Here is a 19,280-nt window from a genome sequence, read left to right as displayed (position 1 = left end):
GGACCCTCTGCGTTCACTTGCGGGGTTTGGTCTTGGCCTCGGACTCCCCGCGGAATCTGACGGCATCCTTCAGATCCTTGCCAGCTCGAAACTTGACCGTCATCGCCGCCGGAATCTTCAACGGTTTGCCAGACCGCGGGTCCCTGCCGACCCGCGCTGGCCTTCGGGCAGTCTCGAACCTGCCGAAACCCACCAAAGCGACAGGCGTGTGTGTGCTCAGCGACGCCTTGACCCCATCGATGAAGGCATCGACTGCCTTTTGGGCCATCGCCTGGCTGAGTTCGGCGCGCGCTGCTACCTGTTCAATAAGTTGCGCTTTGTTCAATTGCCTTCTCCTGGGAATCTGGCTTGCCCTCATTGCGTGGGCAAGGCTGCAGCCCTATTCAAGGGAGAAGCAGCGGCGGGCACAACTGGCAAAAATGTCAGTGCCCTGGCCCCGCGTTCACGTCCACTGGACAACCGCTGTCGTGCGTGTGAGGGTTGCCTTCGTGCCTGCCTCGGACTTTAGCCAATGACTGAACAATTGCTCACCTGCTCTGCCCTGATCCTCGCGGGGGGCCGCGGGCAACGTATGGGCGGCCGGGACAAGGGCTTGATCAGCTGGCAGGGCGAGCCACTGGTGGCCGCAATCCATCGCGTGCTGCGCCCCCTGACTGACGACCTGGTGATTTCCTGCAACCGCAACCAGCAGGCCTACCGGGTGTATGCCGACCAGTTGGTGGGCGATGCCGACAACGACTTCCCCGGGCCGCTGGCGGGGGTGATTGCCGGGCTCAAGGTGGCGCGGCATGCATGGGTGGTGGTGCTGGCCTGCGATGCGCCGCTGGTCGACCGCGCACTGATCGAAGACCTGCTGCGGGTTGCTGCGGCCAATGACAGTGCCGCGATGGCGCACCAGGGCGGCTACTGGCAGCCGATGTTCAGCGTGCTGCCGCGCCAGTTGTTGCCGGTGCTGGAGCAAGCCTGGGCCGAGGGTGAGCGGAGCTTGCAGAAGGCCCTGTTGCGCGCCAAGGTGCAAGCGCTTGAGTGCAGCGCAGACGATCGCCGCTTGAGCAACTTCAACAGCCCCGAGCTGCTGCAGGAACACGCGCAACCTCGCTGATCGCCGGCCCGGCGCAGCGGCCCCATGGCTTGTTGCGCCTACCGCTCGTCGCCCGAGCGGCACCCAGCCCGGCTCACCAGGCCAAACGAATGACAGATCATCCCCACGATGGAGATATCCCATGATCCGCATTCGCCCGCTCTCCCTGTGCCTGGCACTGGCGCTGACCCCACTCGCTGGCACCAGCTTCGCCGCCACGGCCACCAACACCGACAGCCACCCACAAACCGACCAATCTGGCGGCAAGACTGCCGGTGAGGGCAGCAGCGTCAACACCCCTGGCAGCGGCAAAAGCAATGACAGCAGCGACACCGGCAGCAGCACCGACGCCGCCGATGGCGCCACGGGCGGCTCCAACAGCACCGGCGAGGCTACTGGCTCGGGTGCCGGCGCCAGCGGTGGCACCGCTGAAGATCAGGACAGCCGTTGACAGGGCCGTTTAACCATTCAGTACACAAATAAATGATTGAACACATAGTATTTATCCATTGAATGGCCCAGCCGAACTGCAGTAAGCTCGGGCTCATTCACTGGAGCGCAACATGCCAACACACATCCGCCACCTCGCCAACCACACCGGTCGCCAACCGCGCCCTGTGCTGGCCGTTGCCGGCTGCGTAGCTCCAGCAAGCTATTACTTCGGGTATTGGTTTAGCCACTAGGCGCCGATACCTGCACGGCGCCCACCTTCGAGGGGCCGCCGAACATGAGAATACTCAAACCCCCGGTCGGCTCCCCGACCGGGGGTTTTGCGTTTCAGGCCTTTGAAAAAACCATTGATTCACATTGAGGACCGCTTCATGAACTACGCCACCTATTACTACGCCGACACCTACACCTGGCGATTTAGCCAATCCCGCTCGGGCCAGCCAGCCGCCTCCGATCGGTCTTGCACAGGTGGCAATGCAGCAGCCAACAGTAATTCAACGATCTGTCGAACACCTCGATAGGGCCGACCGCGCGGGCCAGCCCCCGCCGTCCGCCCAGGGAAAAATGCCATGCACGCCTCCAGCCTCGCCCTGCCCCTGACCCAGCCGCAAGCGGCCAACACCGCAGTCAGCAAACGCCTCCCCAGTGCGCACCTGCTCAAGCAGCAAATGCCGCTCGCCACAGACCTGGCCCAGCAAGTACATGCCCACCGCCAGGCTATACGCAACATCCTCGAAGGCCACGATCAGCGCCTGCTGGTGATCGTCGGCCCGTGCTCGATCCACGACCCGCGCGCCGCGCTGGAATACGCCGACCGCCTGGCCGCCCTCAGCCGCGACGTCGACGACAAGCTGCTGTTGGTGATGCGCGCCTACGTCGAAAAACCGCGTACCACGGTGGGCTGGAAAGGCCTGGCGTATGACCCGCACCTGGATGGCAGCGACGACATGCATGCCGGCATCGCCCTGTCTCGCGGGCTGATGCTGAGCATGATCGAGCGCGGCCTGCCCATCGCCAGCGAGTTGCTGCAACCGCTGGCCGCGGGCTACTTCGACGACCTGCTGGCATGGGCTGCGGTCGGCGCGCGTACCACCGAATCGCAGATCCACCGCGAAATGGTCAGTGGCCTGGCGCTGCCAGTGGGCTTCAAGAACGGCACCGACGGTGGTATTGCCGTAGCCAGCGACGCCATGCGCAGCGCTGCACACCCGCACCGCCACTTCGGCCTGGACGCGCAAGGCCACCCGGCGATCATCGAAACCCTGGGCAACCCCGACACCCATCTGGTACTGCGCGGCGGCCACAAAGGGCCCAACTACGATGCCCCTAGCATTGCCCTCGCCCGCCAGGCGCTGGCCAAGGCTGGCTTGCAGCCACGGATCATGGTCGATTGCAGCCATGCCAACAGCGGCAAGGACCCAGCGCGCCAGCCTGCGGTGTTCAACGAGGTGCTGGCGCAACGCCTGAGCGGCGACCGCTCGCTGGTCGGCGTGATGATCGAAGGCCACCTGTTCGACGGTTGCCAGGCGCTGGGCAAGGGCGCCCTGAAGTACGGCGTGTCGATCACCGACGGCTGCCTGGGTTGGGCCTCGACCGAAACGCTGTTGCGCGAAGCCGCACAACAACTGTGAGCCGATGGTTGCAAGCCTGGCGAGACATACCCCGGACAAGTGCGCTAGGCTTGCACTTTTTACCCCAAGGAGCAGTACCCATGGCCCGTGCAACCGCCCGTCACATCCTCGTTGCCAGCGAAGACAAGTGCAACGAACTGAAAGCCCAGATCGAAGCCGGTGCCGATTTCGCTGAAATCGCCAAAGCCAACTCCACCTGCCCGTCCAGCCGCCAGGGCGGTGACCTGGGTTCGTTCGGCCCAGGCCAGATGGTCAAGGAATTCGACACCGTGGTGTTCAGCGCACCTGTGAATACCGTGCAAGGCCCGGTAAAGACCCAGTTCGGCTACCACCTGCTGGAAGTCACCAGCCGTCAGGACTAAGCAGCCAACAGCTGTTCATGCCCCCGGTGGCCGCGGGTTCACACGCGAATACGTCAGCTCAGGCAACGAGGCTGCATGCTCGGGCGTATTCGCGGGGTAACCCGCTTCTGCAGGGGTTGTGGTGCCTGTTGCTGCTTTGTTTCGCCCTCGATACCCTGGCCGCCCCCACCCATGCCCTCACGGTGTACGGCGAAGCCCCCCGCTACGGCGCCAGTTTCCAGCATTTCGACTATGTGAACCCCAGCGCCCCCAAGGGCGGCATGCTGCGCCGCTCGGCCATCGAGATTGGCCAGTTCGACCATATCCTGCCGTACATCGACAAAGGCATTGGTGTCAGCCAGGTCGATGGCCTGTTGTTCGCACCCCTGGCCGTGCGCTCATTCGACGAACCCTACACCGTCTATGGGCTGATCGCCCGGCGCATGGAGCGTGGCCCGGATGACGCCTGGCTGCGTTTCGATATCGACCCACGGGCGACCTTCGCCGACGGCAAGCCGGTGCGCGCCGAAGACGTGCGCTTCACCTACGACCTGCTGATGAGCAAAGGCAGCCTGACCTACCGCACCCAGTTCGCCGACGTCAGCGGGGTGACCGTGGAAGGCCCGCGCAGCATCCGCTTCGACTTCAAGCCCGGGCACGGCCGTACCCTGGCGCTGGACCTGGCCAGCTTGCCCGTGCTGCCCGAGCACGACTGGCAGCAACGCGATTTCGCCAACGGGGCCGGCTTCGACAAACCGGTCGGCAGTGGGCCCTACCGCATCGGCCAGATCGACAATGGCCGCAGCATCACCTTCGAGCGTGACCCCACCTGGTGGGCCCGTGACCTGCCGGCCAGCCGTGGCCGCTACAATTTCGCCAAACTGCGCATCGAGTACTTCGGCGACACCGAGGTGGCGCGCCAGGTGCTCAAGGGCGGGGGCTACGATTACAACCGCGAGTTCTCCGCAACCGCCTACACCCTGGGTTACAACGGCGCCACACTGGACGACGGTCGCCTGCAACGGGCCCACCTAGGCCCAGCCAAACCGCAGGTAGCCCAGGGCTTCGTGTTCAACCTGGACCGGCCGCAGTTCAAGGACCGCCGTGTACGTCAGGCACTGGGCATGCTCTGGGACTTCGAGTGGAGCAACCGGCAGATGATGCGCAACCTGTACATCCGCCAGCAGAGCGTGTTCTCCAATACCCCGCTGGCCGCCCGCCAGCTACCCGATGCCGGCGAGCTGAAACTGCTCGAACCGCTGCGTGGCCAGGTGCCGCAGGAAGTCTTCGACCACGTGTTCACGGCACCGGTCACTGACGGCTCGGGAATCATCCGCGCCCAGCAGTTGCAAGCCCTGGCCCTGCTGCAGCAGGCCGGCTGGCATGCCGATGGCGACCGCCTGGTCAACCGCGAAGGTCAGCCCCTGACGTTCACCTTCCTCAACGGCCAGGCCGGCATGGAGCGCCTGCTGTTGCCCTGGAAGCGCAACCTGGCACAGATCGGCGTTACCCTGAATATCCGTAACGTCGACTCGGCGCAGTACGTCAACCGGCTGATGGCCCGTGACTACGACATGGTCGTGACCGGCTACCCGGTGACGCTGTCCCCCGGTGCCGAGCTGTACAACTACTTCGGCTCGGCCGCTGCCCACGACCCCGGTTCGAACAACCTGATGGTGCTGCAGGACCCGGCCGTCGACCACCTGATCGACGGCCTGGTACGCGCTGCCAGCGAGGCCGACATGCTGCGCCACGCTCACGCCCTGGACCGGGTGCTGCAGTGGAATTACTACTGGATCCCCAACTACTACCCGCCAGGCAGCTCCACCGTCTGGTGGAACCGCTTCGGCTTGCCCAAGGTTCAGGCCACCTACGATGAAGGCCTGGACACCTGGTGGGAGGTCAGCCCAACGGCGCTGACCAATGAACAGATGGCCATACGCCGGAACGCCGCCCCATGACCCGCTACCTGTTGCGCCGCCTGCTGCTGATCATTCCGACATTGCTGGCGATCCTGCTGGTCAACTTCGTCATCGTACAGGCCGCGCCAGGGGGCCCGGTGGAACAAGCCGTGGCGCGCCTGCAAGGCATCGGCGGTGGCACCCCCGGTGCGCGCTCGGAGGTTGTGCACGGTGAATCACGCGCCACCCGCGGGCTCGACCCCAAGCTGATCGAAGAGATCAAGCGCCAGTACGGCTTCGACAAGTCTGCGCCCGAGCGCCTTTGGCTGATGCTGGGCCAGTATGCCCGGCTGGACTTCGGCAACAGTTTTTTCCGTGGTGCCAAGGTCACCGACCTGATCCTCGACAAACTGCCGGTCACCCTGTCGCTGGGCTTCTGGGCCACGCTGATCACCTACCTGGTGTCCATACCCCTGGGCATTCGCAAGGCGGTGCGCCACGGCAGCCACTTCGATGCCTGGAGCAGCGCACTGATCGTGGTCGGCTACGCCCTGCCCTCGTTCCTGTTCGCCCTGTTGCTGATCGTGGTGTTTGCCGGCGGCACTTCGCTGAACTGGTTTCCGGTGCGCGGCCTGGTTTCCGACAACTTCGACGAGCTGAGCCTGCTCGGCAAGGTGGCCGACTACTTCTGGCACCTGGTACTGCCCGTCGGCGCCTTGGTAATCGGTGGGTTCGCCACCCTCACCTTGCTGACCAAAAATGCCTTCCTCGACGAAATTTCGCGCCAGTACGTGGTCACCGCCCGGGCCAAGGGCCTGAGTGAGCGGCGGGTGCTCTACGGCCATGTATTGCGCAACGCCATGCTGCTGGTGGTGGCCGGGCTACCACAGGCACTGATCAGCGTGTTCTTTGCCGGCTCGCTGCTGATCGAGGTGATTTTCTCACTGGATGGCCTGGGCCGCATGAGCTACGACGCCGCCGTGTCCCGCGACTACCCCATCGTTTTCGGCACGTTATTCATCTTCACCTTGGCAGGGCTGCTGATCCGCCTGATCGGCGACCTGGCCTACACCTTGCTGGACCCACGCATCGACTTCGACACGAGGGCGCACTGATGCTGTCGCCTGTGGCGCGCCGGCGCCTGCAACGTTTTCGCCGCAACCGCCTGGGCTGGGTCTCGCTGTGGGTATTCGCCGCCCTGCTGTCGCTGAGCCTGGGCGCCGAGCTGGTGGCCAACGACAAGCCGTTGCTGCTGGGCTACCAGGGCGAACTGTACGTACCGGCGCTCAAGCGTTATACCGAGCAGCAATTTGGCGGCCAGCTGCCGTTCCAGCCCGACTACCGCAGCGCCTACGTGCGCAAGCTGATCGAGGACCAGGGCGGCTGGATGCTGTTCGCACCGATCCCGTTCAGCGCCGACACCCCGAACTACGACTTGCAGGTCCCAACGCCCAGCCCACCGAGCAGCAGCAACTGGCTGGGTACCGATGACCAGGGCCGAGATGTGCTGGCCCGGGTGTTGTATGGCACGCGGGTGTCTTTGCTGTTTGCCTTTGCCCTGACCGTGATCAGCGTGGTCATCGGGGTGACGGCGGGCGCCCTGCAGGGCTACCACGGGGGCTGGGTCGACCTGTTCGGCCAGCGCCTGCTGGAGGTATGGTCCGGGCTGCCGGTGTTGTACCTGCTGATTATCCTCAGCGGGTTCGTCGAGCCGGATTTCTGGTGGCTGCTGGGGATCATGGCGCTGTTTTCATGGCTGACCCTGGTCGACGTGGTGCGGGCCGAGTTCCTGCGGGGGCGCAACCTGGAATACGTCAAGGCAGCCCGGGCGCTGGGTTTGCCAGACAGCCAGGTCATGCTGCGGCATATCTTGCCCAATGCCTTGAATGCCACACTGACCTACGTGCCGTTCATGCTCACCGGGGCCATCACCACGCTGACCGCGCTGGACTTCCTCGGTTTCGGCATGCCCGCGGGCAGCGCCTCGCTGGGGGAGTTGGTGACCCAGGGCAAGCAACACCTGGAGGCACCGTGGCTGGGCTTTACCGCGTTCTTTGCCCTGGCGCTAATCTTGTCGCTGCTGGTGTTCATCGGCGATGCCTTGCGGCAGGCGTTTGACCCGAAGGGCTGACGTTTCAGGCAAGGTGCCGGCGCGGGCAAACAACGTATTCAGGACTTTTTCCATGCACGACAGCGACAGCCTCAAGGACTATCCCCACGTTCGGCAACTGGCGATTCGCTCGCTGTTCGAGATCATCGAACAGTCCAGCGAAGGTACGGTGATCGTCGACCGCCAGGCACGTATCGCCTGGATGAACGAACGCTATGCCCGGCGCTTTGGCCTGGCCGACGCGGCCAGTGCGATTGGCCAGCCCTGCGAAGCAGTGATCCCCGGTAGCCTGATGCGCGAGGTGGTGAGCAATGGCCGGCCTATCCTGCTGGACATGCTGGACACGCCGAACGAGCCGTTGGTGGTCATGCGCCTGCCTATCCACGACGACCAGGGCGCGCTGATCGGCGCCATCGGTTTTGCCCTGTTCGATCAGTTGCGCAGCCTGTCGCCGCTGCTCAAGCGTTATTCGAGCATGCAGCAGGAGCTTGCCTCGACCCGCTCGCAACTGCGCGCCCGCCAGGCCAAGTACAGCTTTGCGCAGTTCGTTGGCAGCAGCGCTGCCAGCCTGGAAGCCAAGCGCCGTGCGCGGCGCGGTGCAGGCAGCGACTCGCCGGTGCTGTTGCTGGGCGAGACGGGCACGGGCAAGGAGTTGCTGGCGCACGCCATCCACGCCGCCTCGGCCCGGGCACACAAGGCGTTCGTCAGCATCAACAGCGCCGCCATCCCGGAAACACTGCTGGAGGCCGAGTTCTTCGGCACAGCGCCCGGTGCCTTTACCGGGGCGGACCGCAAAGGCCGCAGCGGCAAGCTGCAACTGGCCGAAGGCGGCACATTGTTCCTCGATGAAATCGGCGACATGCCGCTGGCCTTGCAAAGCAAGCTGCTGCGGGTGCTGCAGGAAAAGGAATACGAGCCGGTGGGGTCGAACCAAATGCTGCGCAGCGACGTGCGCATCATTGCGGCCACGTCCATCGACCTGCAGGCGGCCATGGCCCGCGGCGCATTCCGCGCCGACCTGTACTACCGGCTGAACGTGTTACCGATCGAAGTACCCCCGCTGCGGCAGCGGCTGGAGGACCTGCCGGCGTTATGCGAGGCCGTGCTGGCAGAGCTGGGCAGCCAGTACGAGCTGGAAACCGAAGCGCAGCAACTGCTGGCACGCCATGCCTGGCCGGGGAATATCCGTGAACTGCGCAATGTGCTGGAGCGGGCGACCTTGCTGGCCGATCAACCGGGCCTGGGGGTGGCAGACTTGCGTGCGGCGTTGGGGCCGTTGAGTCCGCTGTCGGCGGCACCGGTGCGCCAGACCTACCGCGAGGCGTGCGAGGCATTCGAGCGCTCACTGATCGCCGGGGCGTTGGCGGACCATGCGGGCAACGTGCCGCAGGCGGCAAAGGCGCTGGGGCTGGGGCGCTCAACCCTGTACAAGAAGATGGTGGCGCTTGGTCTCTGAGCAGAGACTTTTGTCTCTTTTTAGAGATAGCCGCATAAGTTCCGTTGTGCAGGCAGGCAGCTTGCCAATCTGGGAGGAGAAGGCGCGTGCGCTTGGACAACAAAATCTCAAAACAGAGACTGAAACACTGCAAAAAATAAAAACATTATGTAAATCAATAAGTTAAAAATTGGCACGATATCCGCTTTCTCCTGCAAACCGATAACAACAAGACTCACCCAGGAGACACCCGATGACCGTGCTCATCGCCCTTGCCGCGCTGGCCCTGCTGATGCTGGCCGCCTACCGCGGCTACAGCGTCATACTGTTCGCCCCTATCGCCGCCCTCGGCGCCGTTCTGCTCACTGACCCGTCCGCCGTTGCCCCCGCCTTCACCGGGGTGTTCATGGAAAAAATGGTGGGCTTCATCAAGCTGTATTTCCCGGTGTTCCTGCTGGGTGCGGTGTTCGGCAAACTGATCGAGCTGTCCGGCTTTTCCCGCTCGATCGTGGCCGCCGCCATCCGCCTGCTCGGCACCCGCCAGGCCATGCTGGTGATCGTGCTGGTCTGTGCGTTGCTGACCTACGGCGGCGTCTCGCTGTTCGTGGTGGTGTTTGCGGTATACCCGTTTGCGGCCGAGATGTTCCGCCAGAGCAACATCCCCAAACGGCTGATCCCGGCCACCATTGCCTTGGGGGCGTTTTCATTCACCATGGACGCCCTGCCCGGTACCCCGCAGATCCAGAACATCATCCCCAGCACCTTTTTCAACACCACCGCCTGGGCCGCACCCTGGCTGGGCCTGATCGGCACACTGTTCGTGTTCTGCACCGGCATGGCCTACCTGCAGCGCCAGCGCAACAAAGCCCAGCGTGCCGGTGAAGGGTATGGCACCGACTTGCGCAACGAACCGGAAACCGCTGCCGACCTGAGGTTGCCCAACCCCTGGCTGGCGATATCCCCGTTGATGCTGGTGGGGGTGATGAACCTGCTGTTCACCCACTGGATCCCGCAGTGGTACGGCGCGAGCCACAGCTTGCAACTGCCCGGCATGAGTGCCCCAGTGAACAGCGACGTGGCCAAGCTGACCGCCATCTGGGCGGTACAGGCAGCATTGCTGGTCGGCATCCTGATGGTGCTGGCATGTGCCTTCGGCGCCATCCGCAGCCGTTTGGCCGAAGGCACCAAAAGTGCTGTCGGCGGCGCCTTGCTGGCAGCCATGAACACGGCCTCGGAGTATGGCTTTGGCGCAGTGATCGCCTCGCTGCCTGGCTTCCTGGTGCTGGCCGATGCCCTGCGCGGCATCCCCAACCCCCTGGTCAATGAAGCCATCACCGTCACCCTGTTGGCCGGGATCACCGGCTCTGCCTCGGGCGGCATGAGTATTGCGCTGGCCGCCATGGGTGACACCTTCATCGCCGCCGCCCATGCCGCCAACATTCCGCTCGAGGTGCTGCACCGGGTAGCGGCCATGGCCAGCGGCGGCATGGACACCCTGCCGCACAACGGCGCGGTGATCACCCTGCTGGCAGTCACCGGCCTGACCCACCGGGAAGCCTACAAGGATATTTTCGGTATTACCCTGATCAAGACCCTGGCAGTGTTCGTGGTAATTGCCACGTTCTACGCCACTGGCATTGTCTAAGGAGCACTGCATGACCCTCAACGGCAAGACTGCACTCGTGACCGGCTCGACCAGCGGCATCGGCCTGGGTATCGCCCAGGTACTGGCCCGGGCCGGTGCCAACATCGTCCTCAACGGCTTTGGCGACCCGGCACCCGCCCTGGCGGAAATTGCCCGGCACGGGGTAAAAGCCATCCATCACCCGGCCGACCTGGCCGAGGTCGCCCAGATCGAGGCATTGTTCGCCGCGGCCGAGCGCGAGTTCGGCGGCGTCGACATCCTGGTCAACAACGCCGGTATCCAGCATGTGGCCCCGGTCGAACGGTTTCCGGTGCAAAGCTGGGACAAGATCATAGCGCTCAACCTGTCGGCGGTCTTCCATGGCACACGCCTGGCGCTGCCGGGCATGCGCGCGCGCAACTGGGGGCGCATCATCAACATTGCCTCCGTGCATGGCCTGGTCGGTTCGACCGGCAAGGCGGCGTATGTGGCCGCCAAGCATGGCGTGGTGGGCCTGACCAAGGTCGTGGGCCTGGAAACCGCCACCAGCCCTGTCACCTGCAACGCCATTTGCCCGGGCTGGGTGCTGACCCCGCTGGTGCAGCAACAGATCGATGACCGTGCCGCCAACGGTGGCGATGCGCTGCAGGCGCAACATGACCTGCTGGCGGAAAAGCAACCTTCGCTGGCCTTCGTTACCCCGCAGCACCTGGGCGAGCTTGTGCTTTTCCTGTGCAGCGAAGCGGGTAGCCAGGTGCGTGGTGCAGCCTGGAACGTTGACGGGGGCTGGTTGGCCCAGTGACGCAGGCTCCCGCGGTGGTTGGCACCGGTTTTTGCTGGTGTTTGCCGCCGAAGCGGCTGCTGGCCGATGCGCTATCAGCGGTGCGAGAGCACCGCCCACGGGCCTGGGTGAAAGGCCACAAACGCGCAGCAATCAGGCATAATGCGCGCTTTTCGCCCCCCCCCCCGAAGCACAGGTAATCCATGAAAGCTCAAGCCCGCCATATTCTGGTCAAGACCGCTGACGAAGCCGAAAAGCTCAAGCAGCGTATCGCCAATGGCGAGGCGTTCGACGTGCTGGCGAAAAAGTTCTCGACTTGCCCGTCCGGCAAACGGGGCGGCGACCTGGGTGAAGTCCGCCCAGGGCAAATGGTCGGCGCCATCGACCAGGTCATCTTCAAGAAGCCCCTGCGCGTGGTACACGGCCCGATCAAGAGCAAGTTCGGCTATCACCTGGTGCAAACCTTCTACCGCGACTAACACACTGGCCCTGTGCCACCTGACATTTTTGCCAGTTGTGCCCAGCACGCACACCTCTATAAAAACCGCGGTAACCCTGCACGCCATGCGTGACCTGCAGGGCCCCTGGTCAATGGAGGCTTCCCTGATGCGTCTGCGCCTGTTGCTGACTCTTGGCTCACTGCCGTTATTGAGCATTGCCCTGCCCGCTGCACATGCTGCGTGCACCTTAACGCCCACTGCCGGTAACGACAGTTACAGCTGCGACAGTGGCAGCGCCCCCTCGCTGGTTGATACCAGCGGCGACAACCGCCTGGTGCTGCCAGCATCGGGCAGTGGCACGATCACCGGCGACGTGACGTTCGGCGCTGGCAAGGACAGTATCGACATGGCCTCCGGCACCATCGGTGGCAATGTCAACCAAGGCGCAGGCATCGACGATTTCGTGATGAGCGGCGGGGTTATCGCCGGCAACCTCAACCAAGGCGATGGCCTCGACACCTTCCACATGATAGCGGGCTGGATCCAAGGCACGTTCGACAGCGGCGACTACGCCGAAATGGACGGTGGACGCATCGGCAACGTCAATATGCGCCTGGACGAAAACACCTTCATCATGCGCGGCGGTAGTGTCGACCGGAACGTGATCACCGCCTTCGACAAGGACTATGTCGAGATCTTCAATGGCAGCATCGGCGGCAACATCAGCGTCAGTGGGGGTGATGACCAGGTACTGGTGCATGGTGGCGAGGTGGGCGGCGATGTGCTGCTCAGCACCGGCAATGACCGCTTCACCTGGGATGGCGGCCGCATTGGCGGGCGGGTCGATGCCGGGCCAGGTGATGACCTGGCGCTGCTCAAAGGGCTGAGCCCCGAGGTGCTGAACATCACCCTCGACGGCGGTGATGGCAACGACAGCCTGACCTTCGACGCCAGCCAGGCCATGGGCGGTGCACACTACGTGAACTGGGAACAGCTGGCGCTCAACAATGCCAGCCAACTGGCACTGGATGACACGCTGGTGCTGGGTGACAGCAACAGCGGCACAGGCAGCATCGCCATCGACGCCAGCAGTACCCTCACCTCGCGCCAAGGGGCGATCACCCCGTTCACCACCGGCCAGCGCGTCTCGGTCAACAACGCAGGTACGCTCGACCTGAGCGCAGGTAACGATGCCAAGGGCCGCCTGACCATCGAGGGCGACTACACCGGCAGCAACGGTAGCCTGCGCCTGAACAGTGTGCTGGCCGGCGACGGTGCTGCGTCTGACCGGCTGGTGGTCAGCGGCGGTGCCATTGGTGGCGCTACCCAATTGAGCATCAACAACCTCGATGGCGCCGGCGCCGCCACCACGCAGAACGGCATACAAGTAGTAGAGGCACGTGACGGCGCAACCAGTACCGCGTCGGCCTTCGTCCAGACCCAGACGCTTTCGGCGGGCGCTTATGACTACCGGCTGTTCAAGGGCGGGGTAACGGCAGGCAGCGAGAACAGCTGGTACCTGCGCTCGACCTTGGTGGCAGCACCCGCGGTCGTCGCCGAACCGGAACCCGGCGAGCCCCCTGCGCCTGCGCCTGCCGTAACCCCGCCGGTGGCTGCACCGGCCCCCGGCCAGGTCGACCTGCCGGCACCGGTGCAAGGCGAAAGCCTGCCCCTGTACCGCCCGGAAGTGCCGGTGTATGCCGCAGCGCCAAGAGGCGCCGCGATCATCGCCCGCCAGGCGTTGGGCAGCTTCCACCAGCGCCAGGGTGACCAGCAGCTGCTTCAGGGTGAAGGTAGCTTGCCCGCCAGTTGGGGCCAGGCCTATGGCGGCACGCTGCGCCAGCAATGGACCGGCACGGTCAGCCCAAGCCTGGACGGGGACCTGTACGGTTTCAAGGTTGGCCAGGACCTGTACGCCACAGTCAACGACAGTGGCTCTCGCCAGCACATGGGCTTTTATGTCAGCCACAGCCGCCTGGACGCCGACGTCAAAGGCTTCGCCCTGGCCGTGCAGGACCGCAGCGCCGGCGACCTGCAACTCGATGGCGACAGCGTGGGCGGCTACTGGACGCTGGTCGGCCCGCAGGGTGGCTACCTGGATGCCGTGCTGCAGTACACCCGCCTGGACGGGCGCGCCCGCTCCGAGCGGGGTGACAAGCTGAACATCGATGGCCATGCCTGGACGGCGTCGCTGGAGGCCGGCTACCCGATCGCCCTGTCCGACCGCTGGACGGTGGAACCGCAAGCCCAGTTGATTGCGCAGAAGGTCAAGCTCGACAGCGCCAGTGACAGTGTCTCGCGCGTCAGCCATGACGCCCAGGTCGAAATGACCGGCCGCCTGGGCGTGCGCCTGGAGGGTGCCTTCAAGGGCAGCAGCGGGCGCCTGTTGCAGCCCTACGCGCAGGTCAACCTGTGGCACGGCGACGGTGGCCGCGACACCCTGACCTTCGACGACACCGACAAGATCAAGACCGACTACCGCTACACCTCGGTGCAAGTGGAAAGCGGCGTGGTGGCGCAGGTCAGCGATGCACTGAGCGTGCACGGTGGCGTGCAGTACACCGCCAACCTCGACAGCCGCCAGCAGGAAGCCAGCGGGGTGAACCTGGGCATACGCTGGGCGTTCTAGTGCCCTGTCCCGGCAAAAGTGAACAGCTTACTACCCGGGTTGAACCCTAGCGACGCGCCACCAGTAGGCCGAGGCCAGCGCAGCCCAACAGCGAGGCGCTGACCCGGTTGAACAGGCGCCGCGGGCCTGGCTGGCTGAACCAGCGCTGCAGGTAGGCGCCAAGGCCTGCATAGAGGGCGATCGCGGCCCATTCCAGCACCAGGAACAGCGCTCCCAGCCAGAGGAACTGCTCACTGACCGGCATACGACTGTCGACGGTTACGAACTGCGGCAGGAACGCAGTGAAAATCAGGATCGCCTTCGGGTTGCCGGCCGCTACGAAGCATTCCTGCCGCGCCAGGTGCCACATGCCCCGCAGCTCACCGCCGGTGCTCGCAGCCACGCCCACCGGTGCCCGCCACAGTTGCCAGGCAATGTAGAACAGGTAACCCGCGCCCACCACTTTGATGGCCAGAAACAGGTATTCACTGGTATGCAGCACCACCGCCAGGCCCATGGCCGCCAGCGCGATCATGCCACTGAACGCCAGGATGCGCCCGGCACCGGCGACACAGGCGGTGCGCAGCCCGTAGCGGCTGGCGTTGTGCAGCGACAGCAGATTGTTCGGCCCCGGGGCCATGTTCAGGGCGAAGCAGGCGGGGATGAAGAGCAGCAGGCTCGATAAGTCCATTGTTGTTTTCCTTTGGCAGCAGGCGCCTATTTCGGCGGGCACGGGGCCATTCGGTCAAGTGACAGCCAGCGATAAAAACTGTACAGGTGCCTTGCAGCTGTTACCCTGCCAACAACCCCGAGGAGCGCACAATGCCCCGTACCCACGCCGCACTGTGGCGCGACCCGAACCTGCCACATGTGGAAAGCCGGCGCGCCTGCCATAGCCGCGCCTGCTACAGAGCCCACAGCCACCCGACATTCTCCATCGGCGCAGTGGATGCTGGCCTCAGCCTGTTCAGCGGAGCTGCCGGCGGGCAGGCGCGGTTGACACCTGGAACCCTGGTGCTGGTACCGCCCCAGCGCGTGCATGCCTGCAACCCCGCACCCGGGTATGCCTGGAGCTACCAGATGCTGCATGTGGATGCCCGCTGGCTGTCGCAACTGCGCCTGGAGTCGGAACTGGATGACGGCGGGGCTGGCGCCCCTGCGCGTATCTGCCGGGAGGCAGTGCTGTATCAACAATTCTGCGAGCTGAACGGCCTGCTGTTCTCCACCGCCAGCAGTGCAGAGAAGGACGCGGCGCTGGTTGCCTTTCTCGGTGACCTGGACTTTGCCGCGCAGCCGCCGCTGGCACCGGCACCGGCATTGGCGGCTACAGCCCTGAGCGGCTTGATCGCAAGGATCGAAGCCCAGGATCCGGCACAGTTGAGCCTGGCAGTATTGGCGCGGGAGGCCGGGCTTGGGCGCTATCAGTTGATTCGGGCGTTTCGTGCAGCCACCGGTTTCACCCCCCATGCTTACCTGCTCAACGCCAGGGTCAACCTTGGGCGGCAGCTGCTGGGCAAAGGGCAGGCACTGGCAGAGGTGGCCTACCGATTGGGGTTTGCCGACCAGAGCCATTTCCAGCGGGTGTTCAAGGCTCATGTGGGGGTGACACCGGGGCAGTATCGCGGCGCTTGAAGGTGCACAGCCGCGAGGCTGACCCATGGGGCCCCTGCAATATTCTTCAATACGCCATGCCAGCCCGGCAGCAGACTGCGGCTTTTCCCGCAGAGCAGCCCGGCCCATGCAAATATTCCTGATCGTCGCCCTCGCCCATTTCCTTGCACTGCTATCGCCAGGCCCGGACTTCTTCCTGGTCGCACGCACGTCGGTCAGCAGCGGCTGGCGTAGCGCCAGCGGCGTGTGCCTGGGTATCGCCCTGGGCAATGGTGCGTTCATCACCGTGGCCTTCACCGGCTTGTCGATGCTCCAGGAAGGCAGCCCATTGTTTGCCAGCCTGCAACTGGTCGGTGCCGTCTACCTGGTGTACATCGGTATGCTGTTCCTGCGCCATGCAGGGCATACCCGCCTGACTGCGGCCGTTGGCAAGCACACTGGGCCAGGGTGGTGGCAGGGGCTGGGCATGGGTTTGCTGTCTGCCCTTCTCAACCCCAAGAACGCACTGTTCTACGCGAGCCTGGCCAGTATGGTGGGCAGCGCCAGTGCCGGCTGGAAAGCCGCTTGCGCGCTGTGGATGTTCGGTGTGGTGCTGCTGTGGGACCTGCTGATCGCCGTGGCCATCGGCAACCAGCGGGTACTGCGGCGCTTCGCGCGCTGGCTGCCGTGGCTGGAACGCAGCTCCGGGATCATGCTGGTGCTCTTGGGCGCGGCGGTGCTGTTACACCTGGCCTGGGGCTGACCAGCTTCAGGCTGCGCATGTCCACCAAGGTGAAGTGGCCGCTGGCCCAGCCGCCGGTGTCCAGGTGCCAGACATTGCCCAGCAGCGTGGCCTGCGGCACCGGCGTGTGGCCCACCAGCAAGGCACGCAGCCCTTGCACCGGCTCGGTATCGCCAGCCCTGAGTCGCCGCCGCGACCACTGGCATACTTGCCTGACTTTGGGGTCATCCAGCAGCTCCAGCCACGTTCTCAATTGCAGCCAATCGGCAGTCGGGCTGTCGGCATGCAGCAGGCCGACCAGACCTGCCGCACTTTCAACCTCGATCGCAATCGGCAGTTGCTCGAAACGTTCGACGAAACGCAGTTGCTCGGCCCGCGGCAGGTCGATGAACCAACCGCCGCCGGCTTCGCGATACATGGCCAGGTCCAGTTTTCCACCCCGCACGCGGTTAATGGCCAAGGCCTCATGATTGCCTTGCACGGCATGAAACCAAGGCTTGGCCAGCCACTCCAGGGCCGCCTCGTTGTCTGGCCCGCGGTCGACCAGGTCGCCCACGCTGAACAGGCGGTCCACGGCGGGGTCGAAACCCACCGCATCCAGGCATTGCTGCAGGCGCTGGAAATGGCCGTGAATATCGCCCACTGCCAGGTCGCGGCCCCGCAGGTTGGCGATCATGCGCCGTAACCGTCCCATCTCACTGTTCCTCTGCTGGCGCTGCCCAGGCAGGGATGAAAGGCTGACGGACCCGGCCTCCCCCCCGCACGCATCGCACCCTTGATGAACAGCATGGCACAACCTGCTCCAAGCGCGCAGGTCGCGGGCCACTTTCGCCACTTGTGCTCGCTGAACGCCCCTTCACTGGTACAGGCGTCGTGGCCGATAGTATGCTGGCGGCTTCAACCTTTACCAGGGAAGGGTTTACATGAAGCTGTGCGCCGTACAACTGGCATCGCTCAAAGGCGAGGTCTCAGCCAACCTGCAGCGCCATCTGGCCTGCATCGAACAGGCTGCAGCGCTTGGCGCCGAACTGGTGGTGTTTCCCGAGTTGTCGCTGACCGGCTATGAGCCCAGTGTGGCACGCCAGGCGGCCATGCCGGTCAGCGCCAGGCAGCTGGACCCGCTGCAGGCCGCCAGTGACCGCCTGGGCATCACCGTTGCCGTCGGCCTGCCGCTGCCAGCCCCTGACGGCATACGCATCGGCATGCCTGTGTTCAGCCCCAATGCACCGCGCCAGGTCTATGCCAAACGGCGCTTGCATGCCGATGAGTTGCCCTGGTTCAGCGCCGGTGACCAAGCCTTGTTGCTGACCTTGGGTGAACACTGCATCGCCCCGGCGATCTGCTACGAGTCGATGTTCATGGGGCATGCCGCTGCGGCCCGTGAACATGGCGCCGACCTGTACATGGTCAGCGTGGCGAAAACCGCCAAAGGGATCAGCCAGGGTCACCCGCACTACATGCGGGTCGCCCGAGAGCTGGCCATGCCGGTGCTGCTGGCAAACTGCGTGGGGCCAGCCGACACCTTCATTGGCGCCGGCGGCTCGGCTGCGTGGGACAGCAAGGGCCACTTGCTGGCCAGCCTGGACGACCGCAGCGAAGGCCTTATCGTGCTTGATACCCGCCAGGCCAATGCCATTGCACTGCCACTGGACCCGGTATGACCTATTTCGTACTGGCCCTGCTCAGCTATGCCTGTGCCTACTACCTGACCGGCCTGATCATCCGGGGGCAAATGGCCGACGTGGCCGAGCATTTGCGTCACCGGCCCGACGCGCCGACACCCGGCGCCTACCTGCGTGAAGTGCAACAGGCTGCGCGGCGGGCCCACCGGCACTATACCCTGATGGCAGGTTCGGTACTGGCGGTGCTGGCTTGCCTGATCGCCAGCTGGTTCGGCTGAACCGCTAAAGGTCCAGCGCCAGGCTCTGCCGCCCTTCCAGCGCCAGCAGGTATTGCTTGGCCGCCAGCCCGCCGGCAAACCCGGTCAAGTTGCCTGATGAACCGATGACCCGGTGGCAAGGCGCAATGATCGAGATGGGGTTGCGGCCATTGGCCGCGCCCACTGCACGCACCGCACCGGGGTTGCCGACCTGCCGGGCAATCTCGGCGTAGCTGCGGGTTTCACCGAAGGGTATGGCCAGCAACGCGGCCCAAACCTGGCGCTGGAACCCGGTACCGGCAAAATCCAGCGGCAGCTCGAACTGTCGGCGCTCGCCGCTGAAGTACTCACCCAGTTGGCGAGCGGTTTCCAGCAGCACCGGGCATTGATCGTCACTGTGCAGTGCGCCCAGGCGCACGCGGTTTTCGCGCTCGTTCTCCCACAGCACGGCTGCCAGGCGATCGCCGCGCGCTACCAGGGTAAGCGTGCCGACAGGCGATTGCATGATGGTGAATGCGCTGGACATCAGCGGGCTCCTGCAGATTGCGATGCCGCCACTGTAAAGATCCACCGTCTGTGGCGCATCCGCTTTCTTGCTCGGGTAACTGCACAGCAGGCACTGATCCGCACCGGACGGGCGGACTGAGGCGTCCACACTATCACTTTG

The 19,280-nt window shown here is 64.6% G+C and carries 20 protein-coding genes; 16 read left to right on the top strand and 4 right to left on the bottom strand.

Translation table 11 applies throughout. From position 1 onward, the window contains the following. Positions 1–13: 13 nt before the first annotated feature. Positions 14–325: an HU family DNA-binding protein gene (locus tag K4A76_RS10880; RefSeq protein WP_274412150.1), complete on the bottom strand. Its 312-nt coding sequence runs from the start codon at positions 323–325 to the stop codon at positions 14–16. Between the two features lie 186 nt (positions 326–511). On the opposite strand from K4A76_RS10880, the gene mobA reads away from it, so the two are divergent. From mobA to K4A76_RS10820, 12 genes are all read left to right on the top strand, one after another. Beyond that, complete coding sequence (gene mobA / locus K4A76_RS10875; RefSeq protein ID WP_274412149.1) at positions 512–1,102, top strand: molybdenum cofactor guanylyltransferase MobA; 591 nt, start codon at positions 512–514, stop codon at positions 1,100–1,102. A 121-nt stretch (positions 1,103–1,223) separates the two neighbouring features. Then, positions 1,224–1,532 carry a hypothetical protein gene (locus K4A76_RS10870; RefSeq protein ID WP_029884859.1) on the top strand — a complete coding sequence of 103 codons (309 nt, stop codon included), beginning with the start codon at positions 1,224–1,226 and terminating at the stop codon, positions 1,530–1,532. Between the two features lie 568 nt (positions 1,533–2,100). Beyond that, entirely contained in the window at positions 2,101–3,162 is a 1,062-nt protein-coding gene (locus tag K4A76_RS10865) for a 3-deoxy-7-phosphoheptulonate synthase (RefSeq protein WP_274412148.1), read from the top strand. A gap of 80 nt (positions 3,163–3,242) precedes the next feature. Next, the gene (locus K4A76_RS10860; RefSeq protein WP_009686645.1) at positions 3,243–3,524 is read left to right on the top strand and encodes a peptidylprolyl isomerase; all 282 of its coding nucleotides are present in this window, start codon (positions 3,243–3,245) and stop codon (positions 3,522–3,524) included. An 11-nt stretch (positions 3,525–3,535) separates the two neighbouring features. Beyond that, entirely contained in the window at positions 3,536–5,464 is a 1,929-nt protein-coding gene (locus K4A76_RS10855) for an extracellular solute-binding protein (protein WP_443218423.1), read from the top strand. Then, positions 5,461–6,519 carry a microcin C ABC transporter permease YejB gene (locus tag K4A76_RS10850; RefSeq protein ID WP_054912368.1) on the top strand — a complete coding sequence of 353 codons (1,059 nt, stop codon included), beginning with the start codon at positions 5,461–5,463 and terminating at the stop codon, positions 6,517–6,519. Before K4A76_RS10855 ends, K4A76_RS10850 begins: the two co-directional genes overlap by 4 nt. Then, on the top strand, positions 6,519–7,535 hold the full coding sequence (locus K4A76_RS10845; RefSeq protein ID WP_009686642.1) for an ABC transporter permease: 1,017 nt from the start codon (positions 6,519–6,521) through the stop codon (positions 7,533–7,535). The genes K4A76_RS10850 and K4A76_RS10845 overlap by 1 nt, the downstream gene beginning before the upstream one ends. Before the next feature lie 52 nt (positions 7,536–7,587). Then, positions 7,588–8,970 (top strand): sigma-54 interaction domain-containing protein, encoded by a 1,383-nt coding sequence (locus K4A76_RS10840; protein ID WP_274412146.1) that lies wholly within the window; start codon positions 7,588–7,590, stop codon positions 8,968–8,970. A gap of 232 nt (positions 8,971–9,202) precedes the next feature. Continuing rightward, positions 9,203–10,594, top strand: a complete 1,392-nt coding sequence (locus K4A76_RS10835; RefSeq protein WP_009686639.1) for a GntP family permease — start codon at positions 9,203–9,205, stop codon at positions 10,592–10,594. A gap of 10 nt (positions 10,595–10,604) precedes the next feature. Then, entirely contained in the window at positions 10,605–11,375 is a 771-nt protein-coding gene (gene hbdH / locus K4A76_RS10830; RefSeq protein ID WP_009686638.1) for a 3-hydroxybutyrate dehydrogenase, read from the top strand. Between the two features lie 182 nt (positions 11,376–11,557). Beyond that, positions 11,558–11,833 (top strand): peptidylprolyl isomerase, encoded by a 276-nt coding sequence (locus K4A76_RS10825; protein ID WP_009686637.1) that lies wholly within the window; start codon positions 11,558–11,560, stop codon positions 11,831–11,833. Positions 11,834–11,945: 112 nt separating this feature from the next. Continuing rightward, a complete protein-coding gene (locus K4A76_RS10820; RefSeq protein WP_274412145.1) occupies positions 11,946–14,423 on the top strand; it encodes an autotransporter family protein in 2,478 nt (825 codons plus the stop codon). Positions 14,424–14,469: 46 nt separating this feature from the next. Here K4A76_RS10820 and K4A76_RS10815 read toward each other — a convergent pair whose 3' ends face one another. Continuing rightward, a complete protein-coding gene (locus K4A76_RS10815) occupies positions 14,470–15,093 on the bottom strand; it encodes a LysE family translocator (RefSeq protein WP_009686636.1) in 624 nt (207 codons plus the stop codon). 131 nt (positions 15,094–15,224) lie between these two features. Here K4A76_RS10815 and K4A76_RS10810 point away from each other — a divergent pair, with 131 nt between their 5' ends. Together K4A76_RS10810 and K4A76_RS10805 are read left to right on the top strand one after the other, a co-directional pair. Then, positions 15,225–16,034, top strand: coding sequence for an AraC family transcriptional regulator (locus K4A76_RS10810; RefSeq protein WP_054912364.1), 810 nt, complete (start codon positions 15,225–15,227; stop codon positions 16,032–16,034). Positions 16,035–16,140: 106 nt separating this feature from the next. Further along, complete coding sequence (locus K4A76_RS10805; RefSeq protein WP_110678390.1) at positions 16,141–16,755, top strand: LysE family translocator; 615 nt, start codon at positions 16,141–16,143, stop codon at positions 16,753–16,755. Here K4A76_RS10805 and K4A76_RS10800 read toward each other — a convergent pair. Next, a complete protein-coding gene (locus tag K4A76_RS10800; RefSeq protein ID WP_274412144.1) occupies positions 16,703–17,428 on the bottom strand; it encodes a metallophosphoesterase in 726 nt (241 codons plus the stop codon). The genes K4A76_RS10805 and K4A76_RS10800 overlap by 53 nt on opposite strands. Positions 17,429–17,657: 229 nt before the next feature. On the opposite strand from K4A76_RS10800, the gene K4A76_RS10795 reads away from it, so the two are divergent. Then, positions 17,658–18,395, top strand: a complete 738-nt coding sequence (locus tag K4A76_RS10795) for a carbon-nitrogen hydrolase family protein (protein WP_110678388.1) — start codon at positions 17,658–17,660, stop codon at positions 18,393–18,395. After that, a complete protein-coding gene (locus K4A76_RS10790; RefSeq protein ID WP_009686629.1) occupies positions 18,392–18,634 on the top strand; it encodes a hypothetical protein in 243 nt (80 codons plus the stop codon). The genes K4A76_RS10795 and K4A76_RS10790 overlap by 4 nt, the downstream gene beginning before the upstream one ends. Before the next feature lie 4 nt (positions 18,635–18,638). Here K4A76_RS10790 and K4A76_RS10785 read toward each other — a convergent pair whose 3' ends face one another. Next, on the bottom strand, positions 18,639–19,139 hold the full coding sequence (locus K4A76_RS10785) for a methylated-DNA--[protein]-cysteine S-methyltransferase (protein ID WP_110678384.1): 501 nt from the start codon (positions 19,137–19,139) through the stop codon (positions 18,639–18,641). Positions 19,140–19,280 lie beyond the last annotated feature (141 nt).

The organism is Pseudomonas sp. NEEL19 (genome assembly GCF_028751975.1).
Lineage (GTDB): Bacteria > Pseudomonadota > Gammaproteobacteria > Pseudomonadales > Pseudomonadaceae > Aquipseudomonas > Aquipseudomonas juntendi.
This window is presented reverse-complemented; position numbering and strand designations above follow the sequence as displayed.